General features: G+C 70.9%; 16 protein-coding genes. 10 read left to right on the forward strand and 6 right to left on the reverse strand.

Annotated elements, in window-relative coordinates; genetic code table 11:
* Position 1: 1 nt before the first annotated feature.
* The 3 genes from BLT25_RS11045 to BLT25_RS11055 are packed head-to-tail and all read right to left on the reverse strand — an operon-like array spanning position 2 to position 4085.
* Positions 2 to 1441 (reverse strand): MFS transporter, encoded by a 1440-nt coding sequence (locus BLT25_RS11045; protein WP_091045509.1) that lies wholly within the window; start codon positions 1439 to 1441, stop codon positions 2 to 4.
* Entirely contained in the window at positions 1438 to 2742 is a 1305-nt protein-coding gene (locus tag BLT25_RS11050; RefSeq protein ID WP_091045512.1) for a M20/M25/M40 family metallo-hydrolase, read from the reverse strand. The genes BLT25_RS11045 and BLT25_RS11050 overlap by 4 nt, the downstream gene beginning before the upstream one ends.
* Positions 2743 to 2795: 53 nt before the next feature.
* On the reverse strand, positions 2796 to 4085 hold the full coding sequence (locus BLT25_RS11055) for a C39 family peptidase (RefSeq protein ID WP_091045514.1): 1290 nt from the start codon (positions 4083 to 4085) through the stop codon (positions 2796 to 2798).
* 73 nt (positions 4086 to 4158) lie between these two features.
* Between BLT25_RS11055 and BLT25_RS11060 the strand changes: the two genes are divergently transcribed.
* The gene (locus tag BLT25_RS11060; protein WP_256328547.1) at positions 4159 to 5307 is read left to right on the forward strand and encodes a GTPase family protein; all 1149 of its coding nucleotides are present in this window, start codon (positions 4159 to 4161) and stop codon (positions 5305 to 5307) included.
* Between the two features lie 105 nt (positions 5308 to 5412).
* On the opposite strand, the gene BLT25_RS11065 is transcribed toward BLT25_RS11060, so the two are convergent.
* Entirely contained in the window at positions 5413 to 5901 is a 489-nt protein-coding gene (locus BLT25_RS11065) for a winged helix-turn-helix transcriptional regulator (RefSeq protein WP_091045519.1), read from the reverse strand.
* A gap of 105 nt (positions 5902 to 6006) precedes the next feature.
* Between BLT25_RS11065 and BLT25_RS11070 the strand changes: the two genes are divergently transcribed.
* A complete protein-coding gene (locus BLT25_RS11070) occupies positions 6007 to 6672 on the forward strand; it encodes a dihydrofolate reductase family protein (RefSeq protein ID WP_091045522.1) in 666 nt (221 codons plus the stop codon).
* Entirely contained in the window at positions 6672 to 7202 is a 531-nt protein-coding gene (locus tag BLT25_RS11075) for a dihydrofolate reductase family protein (protein WP_091045524.1), read from the forward strand. The genes BLT25_RS11070 and BLT25_RS11075 overlap by 1 nt, the downstream gene beginning before the upstream one ends.
* Positions 7203 to 7221: 19 nt before the next feature.
* Here the strand turns inward: BLT25_RS11075 and BLT25_RS11080 are convergent, their stop codons facing one another.
* The gene (locus BLT25_RS11080) at positions 7222 to 7650 is read right to left on the reverse strand and encodes a peptidoglycan-binding domain-containing protein (protein ID WP_091045527.1); all 429 of its coding nucleotides are present in this window, start codon (positions 7648 to 7650) and stop codon (positions 7222 to 7224) included.
* 151 nt (positions 7651 to 7801) lie between these two features.
* Here BLT25_RS11080 and BLT25_RS11085 point away from each other — a divergent pair, with 151 nt between their 5' ends.
* The gene (locus BLT25_RS11085) at positions 7802 to 8695 is read left to right on the forward strand and encodes an SDR family NAD(P)-dependent oxidoreductase (RefSeq protein ID WP_091045530.1); all 894 of its coding nucleotides are present in this window, start codon (positions 7802 to 7804) and stop codon (positions 8693 to 8695) included.
* 19 nt (positions 8696 to 8714) lie between these two features.
* Here BLT25_RS11085 and BLT25_RS11090 read toward each other — a convergent pair whose 3' ends face one another.
* Positions 8715 to 9311 (reverse strand): nitroreductase family protein, encoded by a 597-nt coding sequence (locus BLT25_RS11090; RefSeq protein WP_091045531.1) that lies wholly within the window; start codon positions 9309 to 9311, stop codon positions 8715 to 8717.
* 134 nt (positions 9312 to 9445) lie between these two features.
* Between BLT25_RS11090 and BLT25_RS30385 the strand changes: the two genes are divergently transcribed.
* From BLT25_RS30385 to BLT25_RS11110, 6 genes are all read left to right on the forward strand, one after another.
* Positions 9446 to 9568, forward strand: a complete 123-nt coding sequence (locus BLT25_RS30385; RefSeq protein ID WP_256328548.1) for a hypothetical protein — start codon at positions 9446 to 9448, stop codon at positions 9566 to 9568.
* Positions 9569 to 9665: 97 nt separating this feature from the next.
* On the forward strand, positions 9666 to 12590 hold the full coding sequence (locus tag BLT25_RS30600; protein WP_176883790.1) for a helix-turn-helix transcriptional regulator: 2925 nt from the start codon (positions 9666 to 9668) through the stop codon (positions 12588 to 12590).
* A 90-nt stretch (positions 12591 to 12680) separates the two neighbouring features.
* Complete coding sequence (locus BLT25_RS29845) at positions 12681 to 12821, forward strand: hypothetical protein (protein WP_176883792.1); 141 nt, start codon at positions 12681 to 12683, stop codon at positions 12819 to 12821.
* Between the two features lie 59 nt (positions 12822 to 12880).
* Positions 12881 to 15799 (forward strand): helix-turn-helix transcriptional regulator, encoded by a 2919-nt coding sequence (locus BLT25_RS30605; RefSeq protein ID WP_176883794.1) that lies wholly within the window; start codon positions 12881 to 12883, stop codon positions 15797 to 15799.
* Between the two features lie 69 nt (positions 15800 to 15868).
* Positions 15869 to 16456, forward strand: coding sequence for a hypothetical protein (locus tag BLT25_RS11105; protein WP_091045538.1), 588 nt, complete (start codon positions 15869 to 15871; stop codon positions 16454 to 16456).
* 51 nt (positions 16457 to 16507) lie between these two features.
* Positions 16508 to 17359 (forward strand): aldo/keto reductase, encoded by an 852-nt coding sequence (locus BLT25_RS11110; protein ID WP_091045541.1) that lies wholly within the window; start codon positions 16508 to 16510, stop codon positions 17357 to 17359.

A 17359-nucleotide genomic window follows, 5' to 3' on the forward strand; every position in this document is an offset into this window, starting at 1 on the left:
TTTACCCAGCGCTGGTCGTGCGCCGGGGGAGAAGGAGCAGCAGCCCGGCGACGAGGGCGGTGACACCACAGACCGCCCACACCGTCAGATAGCCCGAGAGCGGCGCGTGCGCCTCGCCGGCGATGGACCCGTCCGCGGCGAGCGCGATCGCGAAGACCGCGGAGGCGATGGCGCCGCCGACGGTCTTGGTGGCGTTGGTCATGCCGGTCGCGAAGGCGGTGCGGGAGGACGGTGCGGCTGCGGCGGCGGCCGCCGGTAGCGAGGCGACCAGGGCACCCGAGCCGAGCCCGACGACGGCCATGTTGAGGAGTCCCTGCCCGGTGGAGTCGTGGAACGGCAGCCACATCAGGTAGCCCGTGGCGACCAGGAAGCAGGCGACCGCCTGAGCCCGTACGGGACCGAGGAACCGCGTCCACAGCGGCAGGGTGAAGGCGGAGATCGCCATCGCGATGACGTACTCCGCGATCAGCAGCGACACGAACGATGCGTCGGCGCCCAGCCCGAAGCCGGCCTCGGCGGGATCGGTGCGCGCGAAGGTCGACAGCGGGATCTGCGCTCCCAGCACCGACATCCCGAACAGGAAGGCGGTCAGCTGGATCGGCCACTGCCCACGCGAGACCAGCAGGCGTACGTCGATCAGCGGCTCGGTCCTGCCGCCACCGTCCAACGCGGTCTCGATGCGCCAGAACGGGACCAGCGTGAGCAGCCCCAGGACCACCAGACCCCAGGCGAGGAGAGACCCGGCTCCGAGGACGCGTACGCCGACCAGGCCCGCCATCACCAGGCCGAGCACGAGGGTCAGCACCGCCAGTCCGAGCCAGTCGAAGGAGCCGCCGCTGGTGCCGGAGTCGGGCTCGATGCCGACGGCGATGACGACGAAGACAGCGGTCACGGCCACGGCCGGGAAGGCCAGGATCGCGGTCATCGGGAGCACCCCGACGAGCGCGCCGGCGGCGACTGCGCCGATGATCACCGAGAGCTGCAGCGCGCCGACCAGGACACCGGCGGCCTTACGGGTCAGGGCGGTGTCGCCACCGGTGCGCTTGTGGACGATGGCGACCTCGAGCGGCAGCCAGATGACGTAGGCGCCCTGGATCGACCAGGCGACCAGGAACGAGCCGAAGTCGGGGGCGACCACCGTCCACCAGGTGGCGAGCGCGGTGATGCCGGTCGCCAGCAGGAGCACCTTCTTGTGACCGATCAGGTCACCGAGTCGGGCGAGCGGCGGCACGCACAGCGCGGAGACGATCAGCTGCCCGGCCTCGAGCCAGTTGAGATCGGCGTCGGAGACGCCGAGATGGTCGGCGAGATCGGAGAAGATCGGGGTGTAGTAGCCCTGCAGGATGCCGCTGGCGAACTCGACGGCCACCAGGAAGCCGACGATCACCCAGATTCCACGCGCGGCATGCTCGAGGCCGGTGCGCTGACGTTCGGTGGTCACAGTGACTCGATCAACCTTCGGTAGAAGCGGATCCCGTCGAGGTAGTCATCGACCCTGATGTTCTCGTCGGCGGCGTGGATGGTGGCGCGCTGGGCAGCGGTCATCCGGAACGGTGCGAACCGGTAGACCCGGTCGCTGATCTCGTAGAAGAACCGTGAGTCGGTCGCGGCCATGACGGTGTAGGGAGCCGGCACCGCCTCCGGGAAGACCGCCGCGATGGTGTCGGTGACCAGCGAGAACGCCTCGTCACGGGGCGAGATCGGCGACGGCTCCCCGGCCCGGACGACCTCGATCTCGACGTGCTTGTCGGAGATCGCGGCACGCAGCCGCTCGACGACCTCGGCGACCGTCTCGCCGACCATGATCCGCAGGTTGACCCCGGCCGAGGCGGCCGAGGCGATGACGTTGGCCGCCGGGCTGCCCTCGAGCGTCGTGATTGCCACGGTGGTGCGGGTCAGTGCGGCCGGCTCGGGTCCGAGCCGGGTCAGCAGCCTGGCCAGCGCGGGCGTCAGCCGGCCGGCGTTGGCCAGCACGGGTCGCATGGGCCTGGCCGCGTAAGGGGCGATCCGCTCGAACATCTCGACCGTCGGCGCCGGCAGCCCGACCGGCATCGACATCCGGTCGAGCCGGGTGATCGCGCGCGCCAGCCGCGCCGTCGGGCCGTTCTGGCGTGGGGTGGAGGAGTGGCCGCCGTCGCCGGTCACCTTCAGGCGTACGTCGGTGGTGCCCTTCTCGGCGACGCCGACGACCCCGATCGGCGCCGCGACGCCCGGGAAGGCGTCGAACGCGACCGCCCCGCCCTCGTCGAGCACGAACCACGGCTTGACCCCCTGGCTCCGGAGCTCCTCGACAGCCGCCCGTGCGGCCGCGCCGGTCGTCTCCTCGTCGGAGCCGAACGACAACCAGACGTCGTACGCAGGCGCGAACCCGTCCGCGAGGAGCCCCTCGACCGCCGCGCAGATCGCCACGAGCTGACCCTTGTCGTCGAGCGTGCCGCGCCCGTGGATCACCCCGTCGACGATCTCGCCGCCGAACGGGTCGTGGCTCCAGACGCCTGCGATCGGGACGACGTCCTGGTGGGCCATCAGCACGACCGGCTTCTCGGCGGAGGCGCCGGGCCAGCGGAAGAGGAGGCCGTGCTCGCCTACCGGAGTGAGGTCGAGGTTCGCATGCAGCAGCGGGAAGTGTTCACGCAGTGCCTCGTGGAGCTGCTCGAACGCCTGGGTCTCCGCACCTGAGCCGTCGTTGACGGTCGGGGCCCGAAGTGCGGCCTGAAGAGCGGCGACGGGGTCGAGTGTCATGGTCGAAACCTAACCCCACAGGGGTGCCCGGGATCACCCTGACGGCGAGTCCGTCACCAGTTTGTGGCGCTCCCGGGCAGCCTCACGTCGCGCGGGTGGATGACGTAGGTGATCCCGTCGGTCGAGGTCTGCCACACCCGCTCGAAGTTCTCGCGGGTGTAGACGTTACGCACCTCGTCGTTGGAGGGGTGGTTGGCGTCGTAGACGATCGGGTCGCCCTCGGCGGTGAAGCCGCCGATGACGAGCAGGTGGCCGTCGGTGCCGTAGCCCGCCTCCGGCATCTCCTCGAGCTCCCAGTTGGCGGAGACGACCAGCGGGAAGCCGGCGGCGACCAGGGTCTCGGCCTCGGCCAGTGAGCGCAGTCGGGTCACGAAACCGTCCAGGCCCCAGCGGCCGGCGTAGGCGGTGTTGAACGGCCAGTTGCCGGCGCCCTCGTAGGCGTAGTCCCAGGTGTTGATCGCGGCGTAGGCGACCTGCGGGTCACCGTTGGGGGCCTCGATGCCCTCCAGCTCGCTCGCCGGGACCTCGTGGCCCCAGTGGTACTGCACCATCGTCGTCGAGGTCGGTGAGCACCAGACCTGGCCGCCGCCGCCGAACTCCGGGTATTCGCCACGGTGGATGTTCTGGCTGAACGGCGGGACACCGAGGTCGATCGCGTCGTCGAGGGTCGGCGTGCTGGTGCCGGGGTGGGCGGAGTCGGGCAGGTATTCGTTCGTCAGCGTCGAGACCGTTCGCAGGCTGGGGGAGACGGCCGCGCCCTCGGGCCGCAGCAGGGTTACCCGGGTCTGGAACGCCTCGGGCTCCTTGCCGGTCCGGGCGACGTACGTGTCCGTGTAGAGCCCCGCGTCGGTGTCGCTCTGGCCCTCGACGGAGGTGCGGTGGATGTCGCCGGCCGCGAAGTCGTCGCCGGCCGTCCATCGACCCATCACGAACCACTTCGTCCAGGTGCCGTCCGCCTTCCGGCCACGGAACCGGATCTCGGCCCAGGTGCCGGTCGGTGTGTCGACGTCCCACGAGGTGACCGACTCGTCGATCGGGTACCCGGTCTTGACCACGGGCGAGGTCCAGGTGCCGTACTCGTAGGTCTTGGCCGTGCCGTCGCCGAAGGGGTCGGTGTAGGCCGTCGTCTCGCTGCCGCGGCCGATCCGGAGGGTGCCGTGCCGGTCCGGGCGCAGGTTGCTCGACCTGCCCTTCGCGAAGTCTTCGATGCTGTTCCACCGGGTGAGGGTGATATCGGTCGACTGGGTCTCGGGCTCGGCCGCGTGGACCGGAGTCGTGGGGAGGACCAGGATGGTCGCTGCGGCGAGGGCGGCAACGTACGCGAGGCGAGACCGTGGGCTCATGTCGGAACGCTATTCCTCCTCGAAGCGCGCGGCCACGACAATTAGTCGGTGCCGGCTGGCATTCTTGGTCGACGTGAACAACTTCGCATCCGACGGCTGGTTCAAGGACGAGTTCCACAAGAGGTATTCCGAGTCGGCCAAGGAGATCGGCCGGTTCAACCTCGCCGTCTTCGGCAAGACCGGGGTCGGCAAGTCAACGCTGGTCAATGCGGTCTTCGGGGCGGAGGTGGCCAGGACCGGGATCGGCGAGCCGGTGACCAAGGAGTCGACGCTCTACCTGCACACCAGCGGGTTCTTCGGGCTGCTCGACACCCAGGGCCTGGAGATCGGCGTCGAGGGCGACCGGGTGATCAAGGATCTGGCCAAGCTGATCTCCGAGCGGCGTCGCAAGCCGCAGTCCGAGCAGATCCACGTCGCCTGGTATGCCGTACGTTTCGCCGACCGCCGCTTCGAGGACACCGAGGCCGCGTTCATCCAGAAGCTCGCCGACCTGGGGCTACCGGTCGTGCTGGTCATGACCCAGGTGCCGACCTCGCCGACCGGTGCCTACCACCCGGACGCGGTCGAGTTCGCCCAGCAGATCGACGCGCGCGGGCTGCCGGTGCACGGCGCCCGCGTCTACCTGACCAACGCGAAGGCCGACGACTTCTCCGGCCAGCAGGTCCACGGCCTGCAGGAGCTCGTCGATGCCACCTTTCGATGCGCGCCTGCAGGCGTCGAGGAGGCCCTCATCGCGGCGCAGAGGGTGGATCTCAAGCGGAAGCAGGAGCAGGCGAACACCGTGATCGCGGGTGCCGCGACCGCGGCCGGGGCGGCCGGCGCCACCCCGATCCCGTTCTCCGACGCGGTCGTCCTGGTGCCGATCCAGCTCGGGATGATGGCGCGCATCTCGGCGATCTACGGCATCGAGGTGGACAAGGCTGCCATGGCCTCGATCGCGGCCACCGCGGCGGCCACCCAGGCCGGCCGCTCCGTCGCCGGCAACCTGCTCAAGATGATCCCCGGGTTCGGCACCGTCGGGGGTGGCGCGATCAACGCCACCGTCGCCGCGGGCTTCACCGGTGCCATCGGCGCCGCCTGGTCGGCCGTCTGCGTCAAGCTCGGCGAGGGCAAGCTGCGCGGCGTCAACGGCGCCCTGGACACCGAGAGCATCAGGTCGCTCTTCCTCGACGAGCTGAAGAACCAGATCTCGAGGCTGAAGCTCCACGGCAAGGAGAAGTGAGCCGGGCGGTTCCTTGGTCAAGGTATGCAGCTGAAGGCACGGTTCCCGCGCGGAGGTCCGCCGGGGAAGTGTGCTCTCGCCTGCATACCTTGACGGAGGAACAGCTCACCCCGCCATCGCCGCTTCGTACGCCGCGGCGAGCTGCTCGCTCGCCCGCGGGGCGTCCGGGTCGGGCCGCGGCGTGCCCAGGTGGAGCTCGCGCAGCTCGTCCGTAAAGGACGCCACCATCTCGGGACCGGCATCGCGCAGCAGCTCGGCCCGGACCCGGAGCTGCCGGGTGCCGTCGCGGTGGGCGAGACCCCAGTTGCCGAGCGCGACCATGATCGGCAGCGTCTGGATGCCTGCCTCGGTCAGTGCGTAGGCCGCCTTCTGGCCGCGGCCGGCCTGCTCCTTGGTGAGCAGCCCGCCCTCGACGAGCTTCTTCAGCCGGCTGCTGAGGATGTTGGAGGCGATGCCCTCCTCGGAGCTGCCGAGCAGCTCGCGGAAGTGGCGACGGTTCCCGAACATCACGTCGCGCAGCACGATCACCGACCAGGGGTCCCCGAAGACCTCCACGGCTGCGTTGATCGGGCACCCCGATCTGGGCTCGCTCACTCGGCGTCTCCTGCTGAAAATAGTGGTTGCAATCTGCAATCGGGGAGTCTACCCTCGACGCCAGTGATTGCAAAGTGCAATCACTCTGATTCGAGGGAGATCGACATGTCACGCGTACGTGCTCACACCATCGGCGTCTCGCTGGACGGCTTCGCCACCGGCGACGGTCAGAGCCTGGAGGCGCCGTTCGGCCACGCCGGCATGCGGCTGATGGAGTGGTTCTTCCCGACCAGGACCTTCCAGAGCGCGTCCGGACACCGGGAGCGGATGGAGGTCGACGCGGCCGCCGACGCCGACGACGCGTTCGCCGCCAGGTCCTGGGAGGGGATCGGCGCCGAGATCATGGGCGCCGGCAAGTTCGGTCCGCCGGGATGGCAGGACGACGCCGACTGGACCGGCTGGTGGGGTGAGGAGCCGCCGTTCCACACGCCGACCTACGTGCTGACCCATCAGCCCCGCGAGTCGATCGAGATGAAGGGCGGCACCGTCTTCCACTTCCGCAACGCGCCCATCGAGGAGGTGCTGGCCGAGGCGAAGCAGGCTGCCGCAGGCCAGGACGTACGCATCGGCGGCGGCCCGTCCTCGCTCCGGGACTTCCTGGCGGCCGGCCTCGTCGACCACCTGCACGTCGCGGTCGTCCCGATCATCCTCGGCCGTGGCGTACGGCTGTGGGACGGGCTGGAGGCACTCGAGGACGGCTACGACGTCGCCTCGACCACGACCCCGAGCGGCGTCACCCACATCACCTTCGACCGGAAGCAGGTGGCGTGATGAGCGGGAAGGTGCTGTGGCACTTCTCGATGTCGCTCGACGGCTTCGTCGACGGGACCGAGCCGGGGATGGCGTGGTTGAGCGATGTCACCGGGAAGCCCGGGGTCGAGGAGGTGTACTCCTCACAGCTCGGCGCCGTCCTGGGCGGCCGCAACGGTCACGACGCCTACCCCGACGCGATGCCCTACGGCGACTGGGAGGGCCCGGTCTTCATCCTCACCCACCATCCCGAGGACGCCCGGCCGCAGGAGCACGTCACCTTCCTCAGCTGCGACGTCGGGGAGGCGCTGCGGATCGCGGTCGAGGCCGCCGACGGGAAGAACGTCGAGGTCCACTCCGCCGACATCGGCCGCCAGCTCCTGGAACGGGGTCTGATCGACCAGATCGAGCTGCACATCGCACCGGTCCTGCTGGGCGACGGCATCCGCCTCTACGACAACCCCGGCGGGGCGCCGATCAAGCTGCACAACCTGATCGGCGACGATCCGCACCTGGAGGTCGACCTCCGCTACGCGCCGGTGCGTCCGTGACGCTCCGGGGTCGGCGGGTTCAGACCTGGCAACCAGCTGCGCGAGCGACGGCGAAGGGGTAGGACTGCGCCGGGCCGGTGCCGTAGTAGTACGGCGAGCACAGGTAGGCCCAGGTCCTGGGGCCGACGATGCCGTCCACCGCCACCGAGGAGTCCCAGTAGCGCCACGAGGTCTGGCGCGAGATCACGGCCTGCCGCGTCAGTGAGCCGTACTGCCCGTCCACCGCCAGGTTGATGCCGGGCTGCCAGTTGAGCAGCGTCTGGATGTACCTGACGCAGGTGCCGTTGCCGCCGTAGGAGTAGTTGTACGACGTGCAGGTCGCGGCGTGAGCCGGCGTCGGGGCAGCAATGCTGGTGACGGCCGCGCCGGTGATCGCGATGAGGGTCGCGGAAACGATGCCGGCGATCCGCCGCTTCCACGTGCGCGGGACGGTGCTGGTGGCTGACATGTTCTCTCCTGGGTGCTTGCGGGGGTGATCGTGCGAGGGCGTCGGCTTCGCACCGACGTCTCGACGCGTCACGCTAGATGCCGCCCACCCGGGCCGGTATCCAACGAATCCGCGGAAACGAGCCCGGGTCCGGGGTCGCTAGGGTGCGGGAGTGGTCAGCCTGTTCTCGCTTCCGCTCCTGCAGACGCCGCGCGCCCGGATGACGCGCACGATCCGGGCCTTGACCGGTGGCCCGAGCCCGCTCGGCGGCCGCACCGTGCTGGTTACCGGTGCCAGCTCGGGGATCGGTGAGGCGACGTCGTACGCCGCGGCTCGACGTGGCGCGCACGTGCTCCTCGCCGCCCGCCGGAGCGAGGAGCTGGAGCGGGTGCGGAAGACCATCGAGGGCGCGGGCGGGCAGGCGTCGACCTACCTCGTCGACATGGCCGACGGTGACTCGATCGACGCGCTGGTGGAGCAGCTGCTCGCCGAGCACGGTGCGGTCGACTACCTGGTCAACAACGCGGGCCGGTCGATCCGGCGCTCGCTCGAGCTCACCTACGACCGCTTCCACGACTTCGAGCGGATGATGGCGGTGAACTACTTCGGCGCGGTCCGGCTCACCATGGGTCTGCTGCCGGCGATGCGCGCCCAGCGGTTCGGCCACGTGGTCAACATCGTCACCTGGGGCAACCAGATCAAGGCCCCGAAGTTCGCCGCCTACATCGCCGCGAAGTCGGCGCTCGACGTGTTCGGGCGGATCCTGAGCCGCGAGGCGTACTTCGAGAACGTGACCTGCACCAACATGCGCGTCGCGATCGTGCGGACGCCGATGATCGCGCCGACCGCGGAGTACGAGGGCCGCGGCGAGAGCCCCGAGGAGTGCGCCGAGCGCGTCGTCCGCGCGCTCGAGGACCGGCCGGTGACGGTCGACGGCGCCTTCGGCTCGGTCTTCGAGGTCCTCAACATCCTCACCCCGCGGCTGGCCGATCTCGCGATGGCCGCCTCCCACCTGCGTACGCCGGACTCCGCTGCCGCGCGTGGGGCGGCTCAGGTGCGGGACTGATCGGACCGGCGCCCGGCCGTCACCAGCGGCCGCGGTGGACGACGTCCTCGAGCGGAGCGCGCTTGCGGCGGGTGGGGGAGCCCTTGGCGCCGCCGGAGGCGGGGTGGCCGATGGTGACGGCACCGATCGGGTCGAAGGCGTCGGGGATGTCGAACGCCTTGCGGACCGCGGCGTCGGACTCGGGCGGGATGCCGAAGTAGAGGGCGCCGAGGCCCTCGTCGACCACGGTCTGCAGGATCAGCATGGTCGCCATCGCGGTGTCCATGTGCCAGAACGGCATCGGCCAGTGCGCCTCGTCCCGGTCGGTCCAGCCCTTGTCGGGCTGCGCGTAGCGGTCCAGGTAGGCGTCCTTGGAGGAGCACGGGATCACGATCACCGGGGCCGTCATCATCCCGGTCAGCCAGGTGTCGGGGTTGTCCACGTCGGCCGTCGCCTCCCAGTAGCGGCGTACGTCCTCGGGGGTGTCTAGCACCAGGAACGCCCAGCCCTGGGAGAAGCCCGCCGAGGGTGCCCGGGTGGCGTTGTGCAGGATCTTGTCGACCACCTCAGGGGCCACCGGATCGCCGGTGTAGCTGCGGACCATCTTGCGGCGGCGTACGACCTCAGAGAACTCCATAGGTCCAGTGTCCCGTCTAAGGCGGCCGGGCCGTGGCCGAGGTCGGAAAGTAAGGCGCGCGACCGATTCGGGTGCCTACCTCAGCGGAGGAGTCTTCTCGATGTCAGCAGGACAGCCCGAAACAGGAGATCGAGATGTACACCACCGTAGGTTACGAAGCAGAGGTCAAGTACCGCCGCCAGCAGATCCAGAAGGACCTGGTCAAGCGCCAGCGGGCCACCGAGGCTCGTCAGACGCGACGCAACCGCGCTCGCTGAGATGCGGCCGCGGAACGGCAGTACGGAACAAGGCAGACGCCGAGCAGGAGAGATCCGGCTCGGCGTCTGTTTGTCGGAGGGCGCGATGATTGCGCCCATGGCGCAGAGTGCCGAGAGGCTGGTCGGACGCGAAGCCGACCTGGAGACCCTGGTCGGGTTGGTAGGGCTGGGCGACACCGCACGTTCGGGTGGGGGCAGGCACGTCCTGCTCGCGGGTGACGCCGGTGTGGGGAAGACCCGGATCCTGCGCGAGCTCCGCGGCCGGGCCACCGCCGACGCCCGGCAGGTGCTGGTCGGGCACTGCCTCGACTTCGGCGACAGTGCCGAGGCGTACCTGCCCTTCACCGAGATCCTCGACAACATCACCGCCGCGCTGCCCGACGTGGTCGCGCAGGTCGCCGACGTACATCCGGCGCTCCTGCGGATGGCACCCGTGGCCCGTGCGCTCGGTGGGGCTGACACCGCCGTCCAGGAGGCGCTCGACCGGGGCAACCTCTTCGCCGCGATCCACGCGCTCCTGGAGAGCGCGGCCCAGAAGGCGCCGCTGCTGGTCGTGGTCGAGGACACCCACTGGGCCGACCAGTCCACCCGTGACCTGCTGACCTTCCTCTTCACCCGGCCGTTCGACGGCCCGGTCACGATCCTCGCCTCCTACCGCGCCGACGACCTCCACCGCCGACACCCGCTGCGCCGCCAGCTCGCCGAGTGGACCCGGCTGCCTTCGGTCGAGCGGTTCCACCTCGGGCGGCTCTCGGACGATGACGTACGCGTCCTGGTCGGCGAGCTCGCCGGTGATCCGGGTGCCGGGTTCGACGTCGAGAGCGTCGTACGCCGCGCCGACGGCAACGCGTTCTTCGTCGAGGAGCTGGTGCAGGCCGCCGGCGCCGACGAGCTGCCCTGGGATCTCGCCGACCTGCTCCTGATCCGGCTGGAGCAGCTCGACGCGACCGCGCGCGAGGTCGTCGACACCGCCAGCGCCGCCGGGCGCGACGTCAGCGACGAGCTCCTCGACGCCGTCGCCGGTCTCGACCGGCCCACGCTCGACGCCGGGCTGAGGCAGGCGATCGAGCGCGCGATCCTGGTGCCGCGCGAGGACGGCTACTACGTCTTCCGGCACGCCCTGCTCGGCGAGGCCGTCTACGACGACCTGCTCCCGGGCGAGCGGGTCCGGCTCCATCAGCGCTACGTCGAGGCGCTGAACGGCGACCTCACCACCGGTAGCGCGGCTGGTCTCGCCCGCCATGCTCGCCTGGCCGGCGACCACGAGACCGCGCTGACCGCGGGGATCGCGGCCGGCGACGAGGCGGCGGCCACCGGTGGTCCCGACGAGGCCTCCCAGCACTACCAGCAGGCGATCGCCCTGCTCGCCGCGCGTGCCGAGTCCGACCACGACAGCCAGCGTCTCGTCGACCTGGTGGTCAAGGCCAGCGACGCGATGGTGGCCGCCGGGTATGCCGACCGAGCCGGGAAATTGGCCCGTGAACAGCGCGAATCGCTCCCCGCCGACGCGCCGGGTCTGTGGCGCGCGCAGCTGATGACCGTCGAGATCGAGACCAGTTTCGCCTACGTCAACGACGTCCGGGTGGGGGCGCTCGCCGAGGCGGCGATGTCCGAGCTGCCCGAGGACGCACCGCCGCTGGTGCGCGCTCGTCTGCTCGCGGCGTACGCCCGGGAGCTGATGATCGCCCGCCGTCACGACGACGCCGAGAAGGCCGGCCGGGAAGCGCTGGCGCTGGCCGAGGAGCTCGGCCGGACCGGTCTCGCCGCGGAGGTGGCGGCGACGCTGGCCGGATCGTGGGGTCGCCCGCCGCAGGACTGGATCGAGCCGTTGCGCGAGGCCGTGGCCCGGGCGGCCAGGGTCGGCGCGCTGCACCCGGAGTTCCGGGCCCGGATCCAGCTCGCCTTCGCCCTCGACGCCGCGGACCGTCTCCACGAGGCCGGTGAGAACTACCGCAGCGCCTTCGAGCTCGGCGTGGAGCGGGGCGTCCCCTGGGCGCCGTACGCCTTCGACGCCCGGATCGCCTGGCTCGACTACCTCCACACCACCGGCCGGTGGGACGAGGCGCTCGCACTGACCGACGCGTCGAACGGGGCAGCGTACGGCATCCCGCCGGCGCTGTGGCCGTGGCTGGAGTCCAAGCGGCTGATGATCGAGCAGGCCCGCGGCGCCGACGTCGGCGCCGAGGCGCGGCGGCTGCGGCCGTCGTGGAAGCAGGAGGTGGCCACCGCGCGTGACTCGGTGATGGTCGAGATCAACGCTGCGGCGACCCGGGGCGACGTGGACGGGATCGTCGAGGCCTACGAAGCCGGCGTCGCGGCACTCACCACCGGCTGGGGAAAGTGGTTCGGTGCCCAGGCCCGGCTCTCGGCGATCGCCGTCGGTGCGATCGGCTCGGCCCTCCCGGCCCTTCCCGTCGGTGCGCGCCCGCAGGTGATGGCGCAGGTGGACCGCATCCTGGAGGCGGGCACGCGGCCCGTCGAGACGGATCAGCCCTGGGGGCTGGAGGGGCAGGCGTGGTCGGCGCGGCTGCGGGCCGAGGGGCTCCGTGCCCACTGGCTGGCCGGCATCTCCGTGCCCGAGCAGGACGACCTCGTCGAGGCGTGGCGGGAGACCGTGGCCGCCTTCGAGGCCTTCCCGCACGTCCACGAGCTCGCCTGGTCACGGGTCCGGCTCGCCGAGATCCTCCGGGCCGGTGGCGACACCGCCGGAGCGCGTGAGCTGGCTGACCAGGCCAGGGCCGCGGCGAAGCTGCTCGGCGCCCAACCGCTCCTCGACCACCTGCTCGCTCTCGGCACCACGCCACAGCGCTCGACGGCCGGTCCCTCCGGCCAGCTGACCGCCCGGGAGAGCGAGATCCTCGCCCTGGTCGCCGCCGGGCGGAGCAACGGCGAGATCGGCAAGCAGCTGTTCATCTCGACCAAGACCGTCTCGGTCCACGTCTCCAACATCCTGGCCAAGCTCGGCGCCTCCGGCCGCACCGAGGCCGCTGCCATCGGACGGCGTCGGGGGCTGGTGGAGTGACGCGGATCACGGCCGAATGAGGCACCCCTGACGTACGCCTAAGGCAGGCGCCTCATGCGTGCCACTACCTCAGGAGCCGAGGCTGGAGGCATGACTTACACCAACCAGATCAGCTACGACGCCGAGCTGGCCTACCGCCAGCAGAGCATTCGCCGTGCGACCGCGGCCGACCGTCTCGCCCGCCAGGTGCGGCGCCGCCGTCCTCGCCGGATGGACTCGATACACAACTGAGTCCTCGGAGGACCGTAATGCGGGAGAAACCCGGGCCCGGAGGCGCGATGATAGGGGACATGGCGCAAAGTGCTCGGTCATTCGTAGGTCGCGACCCTGAGCTGCGCACCCTCACCGGGCTGCTCGGCGTGGTCTCGGCGTCTGAGCGGCGCCAGCATGTCCTCCTCGCCGGCGACGCCGGCGTCGGCAAGACGCGCCTGCTCACCGCGCTGCGCGACAGCGCCGTGGCCGACGGCTGGCAGGTGCACGCGGGACACTGCGTCGACTTCGGCGAGAGCGCCGTGGCGTACATGCCGTTCTCGGAGATCCTCGACCGCATCGTCGCCGACCTGCCCGACGTCGTCGAGCGGGTGGCGGCCGACTACCCGGCGCTGGCCAGGCTGAGGCCCGTACGTCGCGTGATGGGCGCCAACCAGGGCGCCGCCCCGACCGGGACCGACCGCGGACAGCTCTTCGACGCCGTCCACACCCTCTTCGAGGCGGCCGCCGAGAAGGCGCCGCTGCTGGTCGTGGTCGAGGACACCCACTGGGCCGACCAGTCCACGCGCGACCTGCTGACCTACCTCTTCACCCGGCCCTACGTCGGCCCCGTCGCGATGGTCGCGTCCTACCGCGCCGACGACATCCACCGCCGGCACCCGCTGCGCCGCCAGGTCGGCGAGTGGGGCCGGCTGCCCGACGTCGAGCGGATCGTGCTCGAGCCGCTCTCCGACGACTCGGTGCGACTCCTCGTCCACGAGCTGGCCCCCGGCAAGGTGGACGCCGAACGAGTCGTACGCCGTGCCGAGGGCAACGCCTTCTTCGTCGAGGAGCTGGTGCAGGCCGGCTGCGACGAGGACCTCCCGGTCGACCTCGCCGACCTGCTGCTGGTGCGGCTGGACCGGCTCGACGGCTCCGCCCGGAGCGTGGTCCGCACCGCGAGCATCGCCGGGCGCCGGGTCACCCACGAGCTGCTCGCCGCGGTGACCGAGATGAAGACCGACGAGCTCGACGACGCGCTGCGCACCGCGGTCGAGCAGAAGGTGCTCGAGCCGACCGGCTCGCGCTACACGTTCCGGCACGCGCTGCTCGCCGAGGCGGTCTACGACGACCTGCTGCCCGGAGAGCGGGTCCGTCTGCACGCCCGGTTCGCCGAGGTGCTGAAGGAGACGCCGGGGCTGGGTGCCGCCGCCGAGCTCGCGCTGCACGCCAAGCACGCCGGCGACCTCGCGACCGCGCTGCGGGCCCGCATCGCGGCGGCCGAGGAGGCCCGCAGCGTCAGTGGTGTGGGCGAGGCGGCCCACCACTACGAGAAGGCGCTGGGCCTCGCCGCCGACCCAAAGGTCGCCAAGGCGGCAGCGGTCAACCTGGACCGGGTCTACGAGCGCGCCGCCGACACGCTCATCCTCGCCGGACTGCCCTCGCGCGCCGACGCGATCCTGGCCGAGCGGCTCGACGCCATCCCGGCCGGCCAGTCGGTGGGCCGGGCGCTGCTGCTGGCGACCCGTGCCGAGGCGGCCCTCGCCATGGAGAACGGCGATCCGCTCACCCACTCCCACGACGCGATGGTCGCGCTCCCGGCCAACGCGGAGCCGAAGGCGCGGTGTGCGGTTCTCGCCGTGCGCACCCGGACGCTGGTCACCTTCCGCCGCAGCGAGGAGGCCGAGGCGGTCGGGCTGGAGGGCATCGAGATCGCCGAGCGGCACAGCCTCTCCAAGCTCGCTTCCGACATGGCCACCAGCCTGTCGATGCTCAAGGTCCGCACCGGCCGCGGTGGCGGCGACAAGGTCGAGGGCTTCCGGCAGGTGCTGCGCGAGACGATCGAGCAGGCGCGCCAGGTCGGATCGACGTACGCCGTCAGCCGGGGGCTGTTCACGCTCGGCCGCTCCTACGACGAGGCCGGTGACTACGCGGAGGCGCTGAGGTGGTTCCGGGCGGTGATCGACGACGCCGGCGGCGAGTCGCTGCAGTGGTCGCCCTACGCGGCCGCGGCCCGCGCCGACATCGTCCGGATCCAGATGGTCCTGGGGGAGTGGCGGGAGGCGCTCGAGCTGACCGGTGGCAACCTGCCGGACGCACCGCCGATCCCGGTCGCGCTCCTCGACATGCTCCGGATGATGATGGAGCAGGCGCAGGGAGCATCGGTCGGTGATGCGGCCAACGCCTTACGACCGTTCTGGACCCAGGAGGGCCTGGTCGCCCTCTACGGCTCGGTCGTGGAGATGACCGCGCTCGCCCGTGCCGGCGACCCCGAGGGAGTGCTCAGGGTCTACGCGGAGACGGTCGAGACCCTCTCCCAGTTCTGGACCGAGTGGTTCGGCGGCCGGGTGCGGCTGGCGGTCGTGGCCGCCTCCGGGATCGCGCAGATGCTGCCCTCGCTGCCGGCGGCGCGGTGGCCCTCGCTGGTGGAGGCCGTCGACGGGCTGCACAGCGACGGCGAGCAGGTGGTCGCGCAGTACGAGCCCGGAGAGTGGGGGCCGGAGGGCCGCTCCTGGACCGCCCGGCTGGAGGCGGAGGTGCTTCGCGTCCACTGGCTGGCCGGCATCGACGCCCCGCCCCAGGAGTCTCTGCTGGCGGCGTGGGAGCGTGCCGAGCAGCAGGTCGAGGCCTACGGCGACGTCCCGGGGCTGGCCGTCGTCAGGACGACGTACGCCGCCATCCAGCGAGCCACGGGCGACGTGGCCGGCTCGCGGGTGACCGCCGACAAGGCCCGGGAGACCGCGAAGCGGCTCGGGCTGCAGCCGTTGCTCGACGAGCTGAGATCGCTCGGCGCGACGGCGGTCAAGCAGCAGCAGGCGACGTCGACGTCCCTGACGCCGCGGGAGAGCGAGATCCTGACCCTGGTGGCCGCGGGGCGCAGCAACGGCGAGATCGGCAAGCAGCTGTTCATCTCCACGAAGACGGTCTCCGTGCACGTCTCCAACATCCTCGGGAAGCTGGGCGCCGGGAGCCGCACGGAGGCGGCCGCCATCGCCCGCCGCCAGCAGCTGATCAGCTGAACCTGTGGTGCTCGACAGGAACGTGTGGCTGAATTGTCACCATCACCACGGGTCGGTCGAGGAGCAGATGTGAAGCAGGGCGGGCAGCACCCGATCGCAGCCGGAGTCACGGCGCTCGTCGCGGCCGCGGTCGGGGTGGGGCTGATCATCGGGATCGGGATGTTCGTCGGAGCCAACATCATGGGCCTCGGCGGCGGTGCCGCCGACGACCAGGCCACCGACCCGGACGCGGGCGCCTCGCTCTACGCCCCGTCGCCGAAGCCGACCAAGACCGCGAACGGACCGGCGATCACGCTCGACGCCTCGCCCACGAGCGCTCCCGAGAAGCAGGCGGCCTCCACGAGCCCGACGCCGTCCAAGACCGTCGAGGAGAAGCCGGCGAAGAAGGAGATCACCCTCCAGGCCGGCATCGTCGCGGCGACGCCGATGGAGCGGATCGACCTCACCGGCATCTACCCCGGCGGCGAGGGCGCCATCCTCCGTCTGGAGCGCAACGACGGCCAGGGCTGGGGAGAGTTCGGGATCCCGGACGTACGCGTCACCGGCGAGCAGTTCTCCACCCCGATCCAGTCCGGCCGGGTCGGAAGGCACAAGTTCCGGATGAAGGACATCGACACCGGCACCTACTCCAACGTGGTGACCGTGACGATCGGCTGAGGTTGGCGCCGAGGATGGAATAGGCCATCACCCGCTTGGTTGTATGTGGGTATGACGGTTCCCACGATCAAGCTCAATGACGGCACGTCGATCCCGCAGTTCGGTCTCGGTGTCTGGCAGGTTCCGCAGGACGAGACCGAGCAGGTGGTGAGCCAGGCTCTCGAGGTCGGCTACCGCCACATCGACACCGCGCAGATGTACCAGAACGAGGCCGGAGTCGGCGCCGCACTGAAGAGCGCCGGACTCGCCCGCGAGGACGTCTACGTCACCACCAAGCTCAACAACTCCCAGCACGACCCGGTCAAGGCGAAGGCATCGCTGGAGCGGTCTCTGGAGCTGCTCGGCCTGGACCGCGTCGACCTGTTCCTGATCCACTGGCCGCTGCCGACGCAGTACGACGGGACGTACGCGAAGACGTGGGAGGCCCTCGTCGGCCTCCGCGAGGAGGGCCTGACCACCTCCGTCGGCGTCTCCAACTTCCAGCCCGACCACCTCGACAGGATCGTCGCCGAGACCGGCGTCGCTCCTGCGGTCAACCAGATCGAGGTGCACCCCTACTTCGCCAACGAGGCCGCTCGCGCCGCCACCCTGGGTCACGGCGCGAAGGTCGAGTCCTGGTCCCCGCTCGGGCAGGGCGGCGGTGAGCTCACCGACCCGGTGGTCGCCGAGATCGCCTCTGCCCACGGCAAGTCGCCCGCCCAGGTCCTGCTCCGCTGGCAGATCGACCGTGGCGACATCGTCTTCCCCAAGTCCGTACGCCGCGAGCGGCTCGAGGAGAACCTCGAGATCTTCGACTTCGAGCTGAGCGCCGACCAGGTCACCGCCCTCGCGGCCCTCGACAAGGGCGAGTCCGGCCGCTCCGGCCCCAACCCCGACACCTTCGACTGGATCCCGTCCTTCTGA

Source organism: Nocardioides sp. YR527 (genome assembly GCF_900101045.1).
Classification (GTDB): Bacteria; Actinomycetota; Actinomycetes; order Propionibacteriales; family Nocardioidaceae; genus Nocardioides.

Excerpts from the sequence above, each read along its gene's own strand:
- BLT25_RS29845 (WP_176883792.1), top strand. The coding sequence starts at position 12,681 with ATGACTTACACCAACCAGATCAGCTACGACGCCGAGCTGGCCTACCGC.
- BLT25_RS30605 (WP_176883794.1), top strand. The coding sequence starts at position 12,881 with ATGGCGCAAAGTGCTCGGTCATTCGTAGGTCGCGACCCTGAGCTGCGC.
- BLT25_RS11110 (WP_091045541.1), top strand. The coding sequence starts at position 16,508 with ATGACGGTTCCCACGATCAAGCTCAATGACGGCACGTCGATCCCGCAG.
- BLT25_RS30385 (WP_256328548.1), top strand. The coding sequence starts at position 9,446 with ATGTACACCACCGTAGGTTACGAAGCAGAGGTCAAGTACCGCCGCCAG.
- BLT25_RS11055 (WP_091045514.1), bottom strand. The coding sequence starts at position 4,085 with ATGAGCCCACGGTCTCGCCTCGCGTACGTTGCCGCCCTCGCCGCAGCG.
- BLT25_RS11090 (WP_091045531.1), bottom strand. The coding sequence starts at position 9,311 with ATGGAGTTCTCTGAGGTCGTACGCCGCCGCAAGATGGTCCGCAGCTAC.
- BLT25_RS11070 (WP_091045522.1), top strand. The coding sequence starts at position 6,007 with ATGTCACGCGTACGTGCTCACACCATCGGCGTCTCGCTGGACGGCTTC.
- BLT25_RS11075 (WP_091045524.1), top strand. The coding sequence starts at position 6,672 with ATGAGCGGGAAGGTGCTGTGGCACTTCTCGATGTCGCTCGACGGCTTC.
- BLT25_RS11080 (WP_091045527.1), bottom strand. The coding sequence starts at position 7,650 with ATGTCAGCCACCAGCACCGTCCCGCGCACGTGGAAGCGGCGGATCGCC.
- BLT25_RS11050 (WP_091045512.1), bottom strand. The coding sequence starts at position 2,742 with ATGACACTCGACCCCGTCGCCGCTCTTCAGGCCGCACTTCGGGCCCCG.
- BLT25_RS30600 (WP_176883790.1), top strand. The coding sequence starts at position 9,666 with ATGGCGCAGAGTGCCGAGAGGCTGGTCGGACGCGAAGCCGACCTGGAG.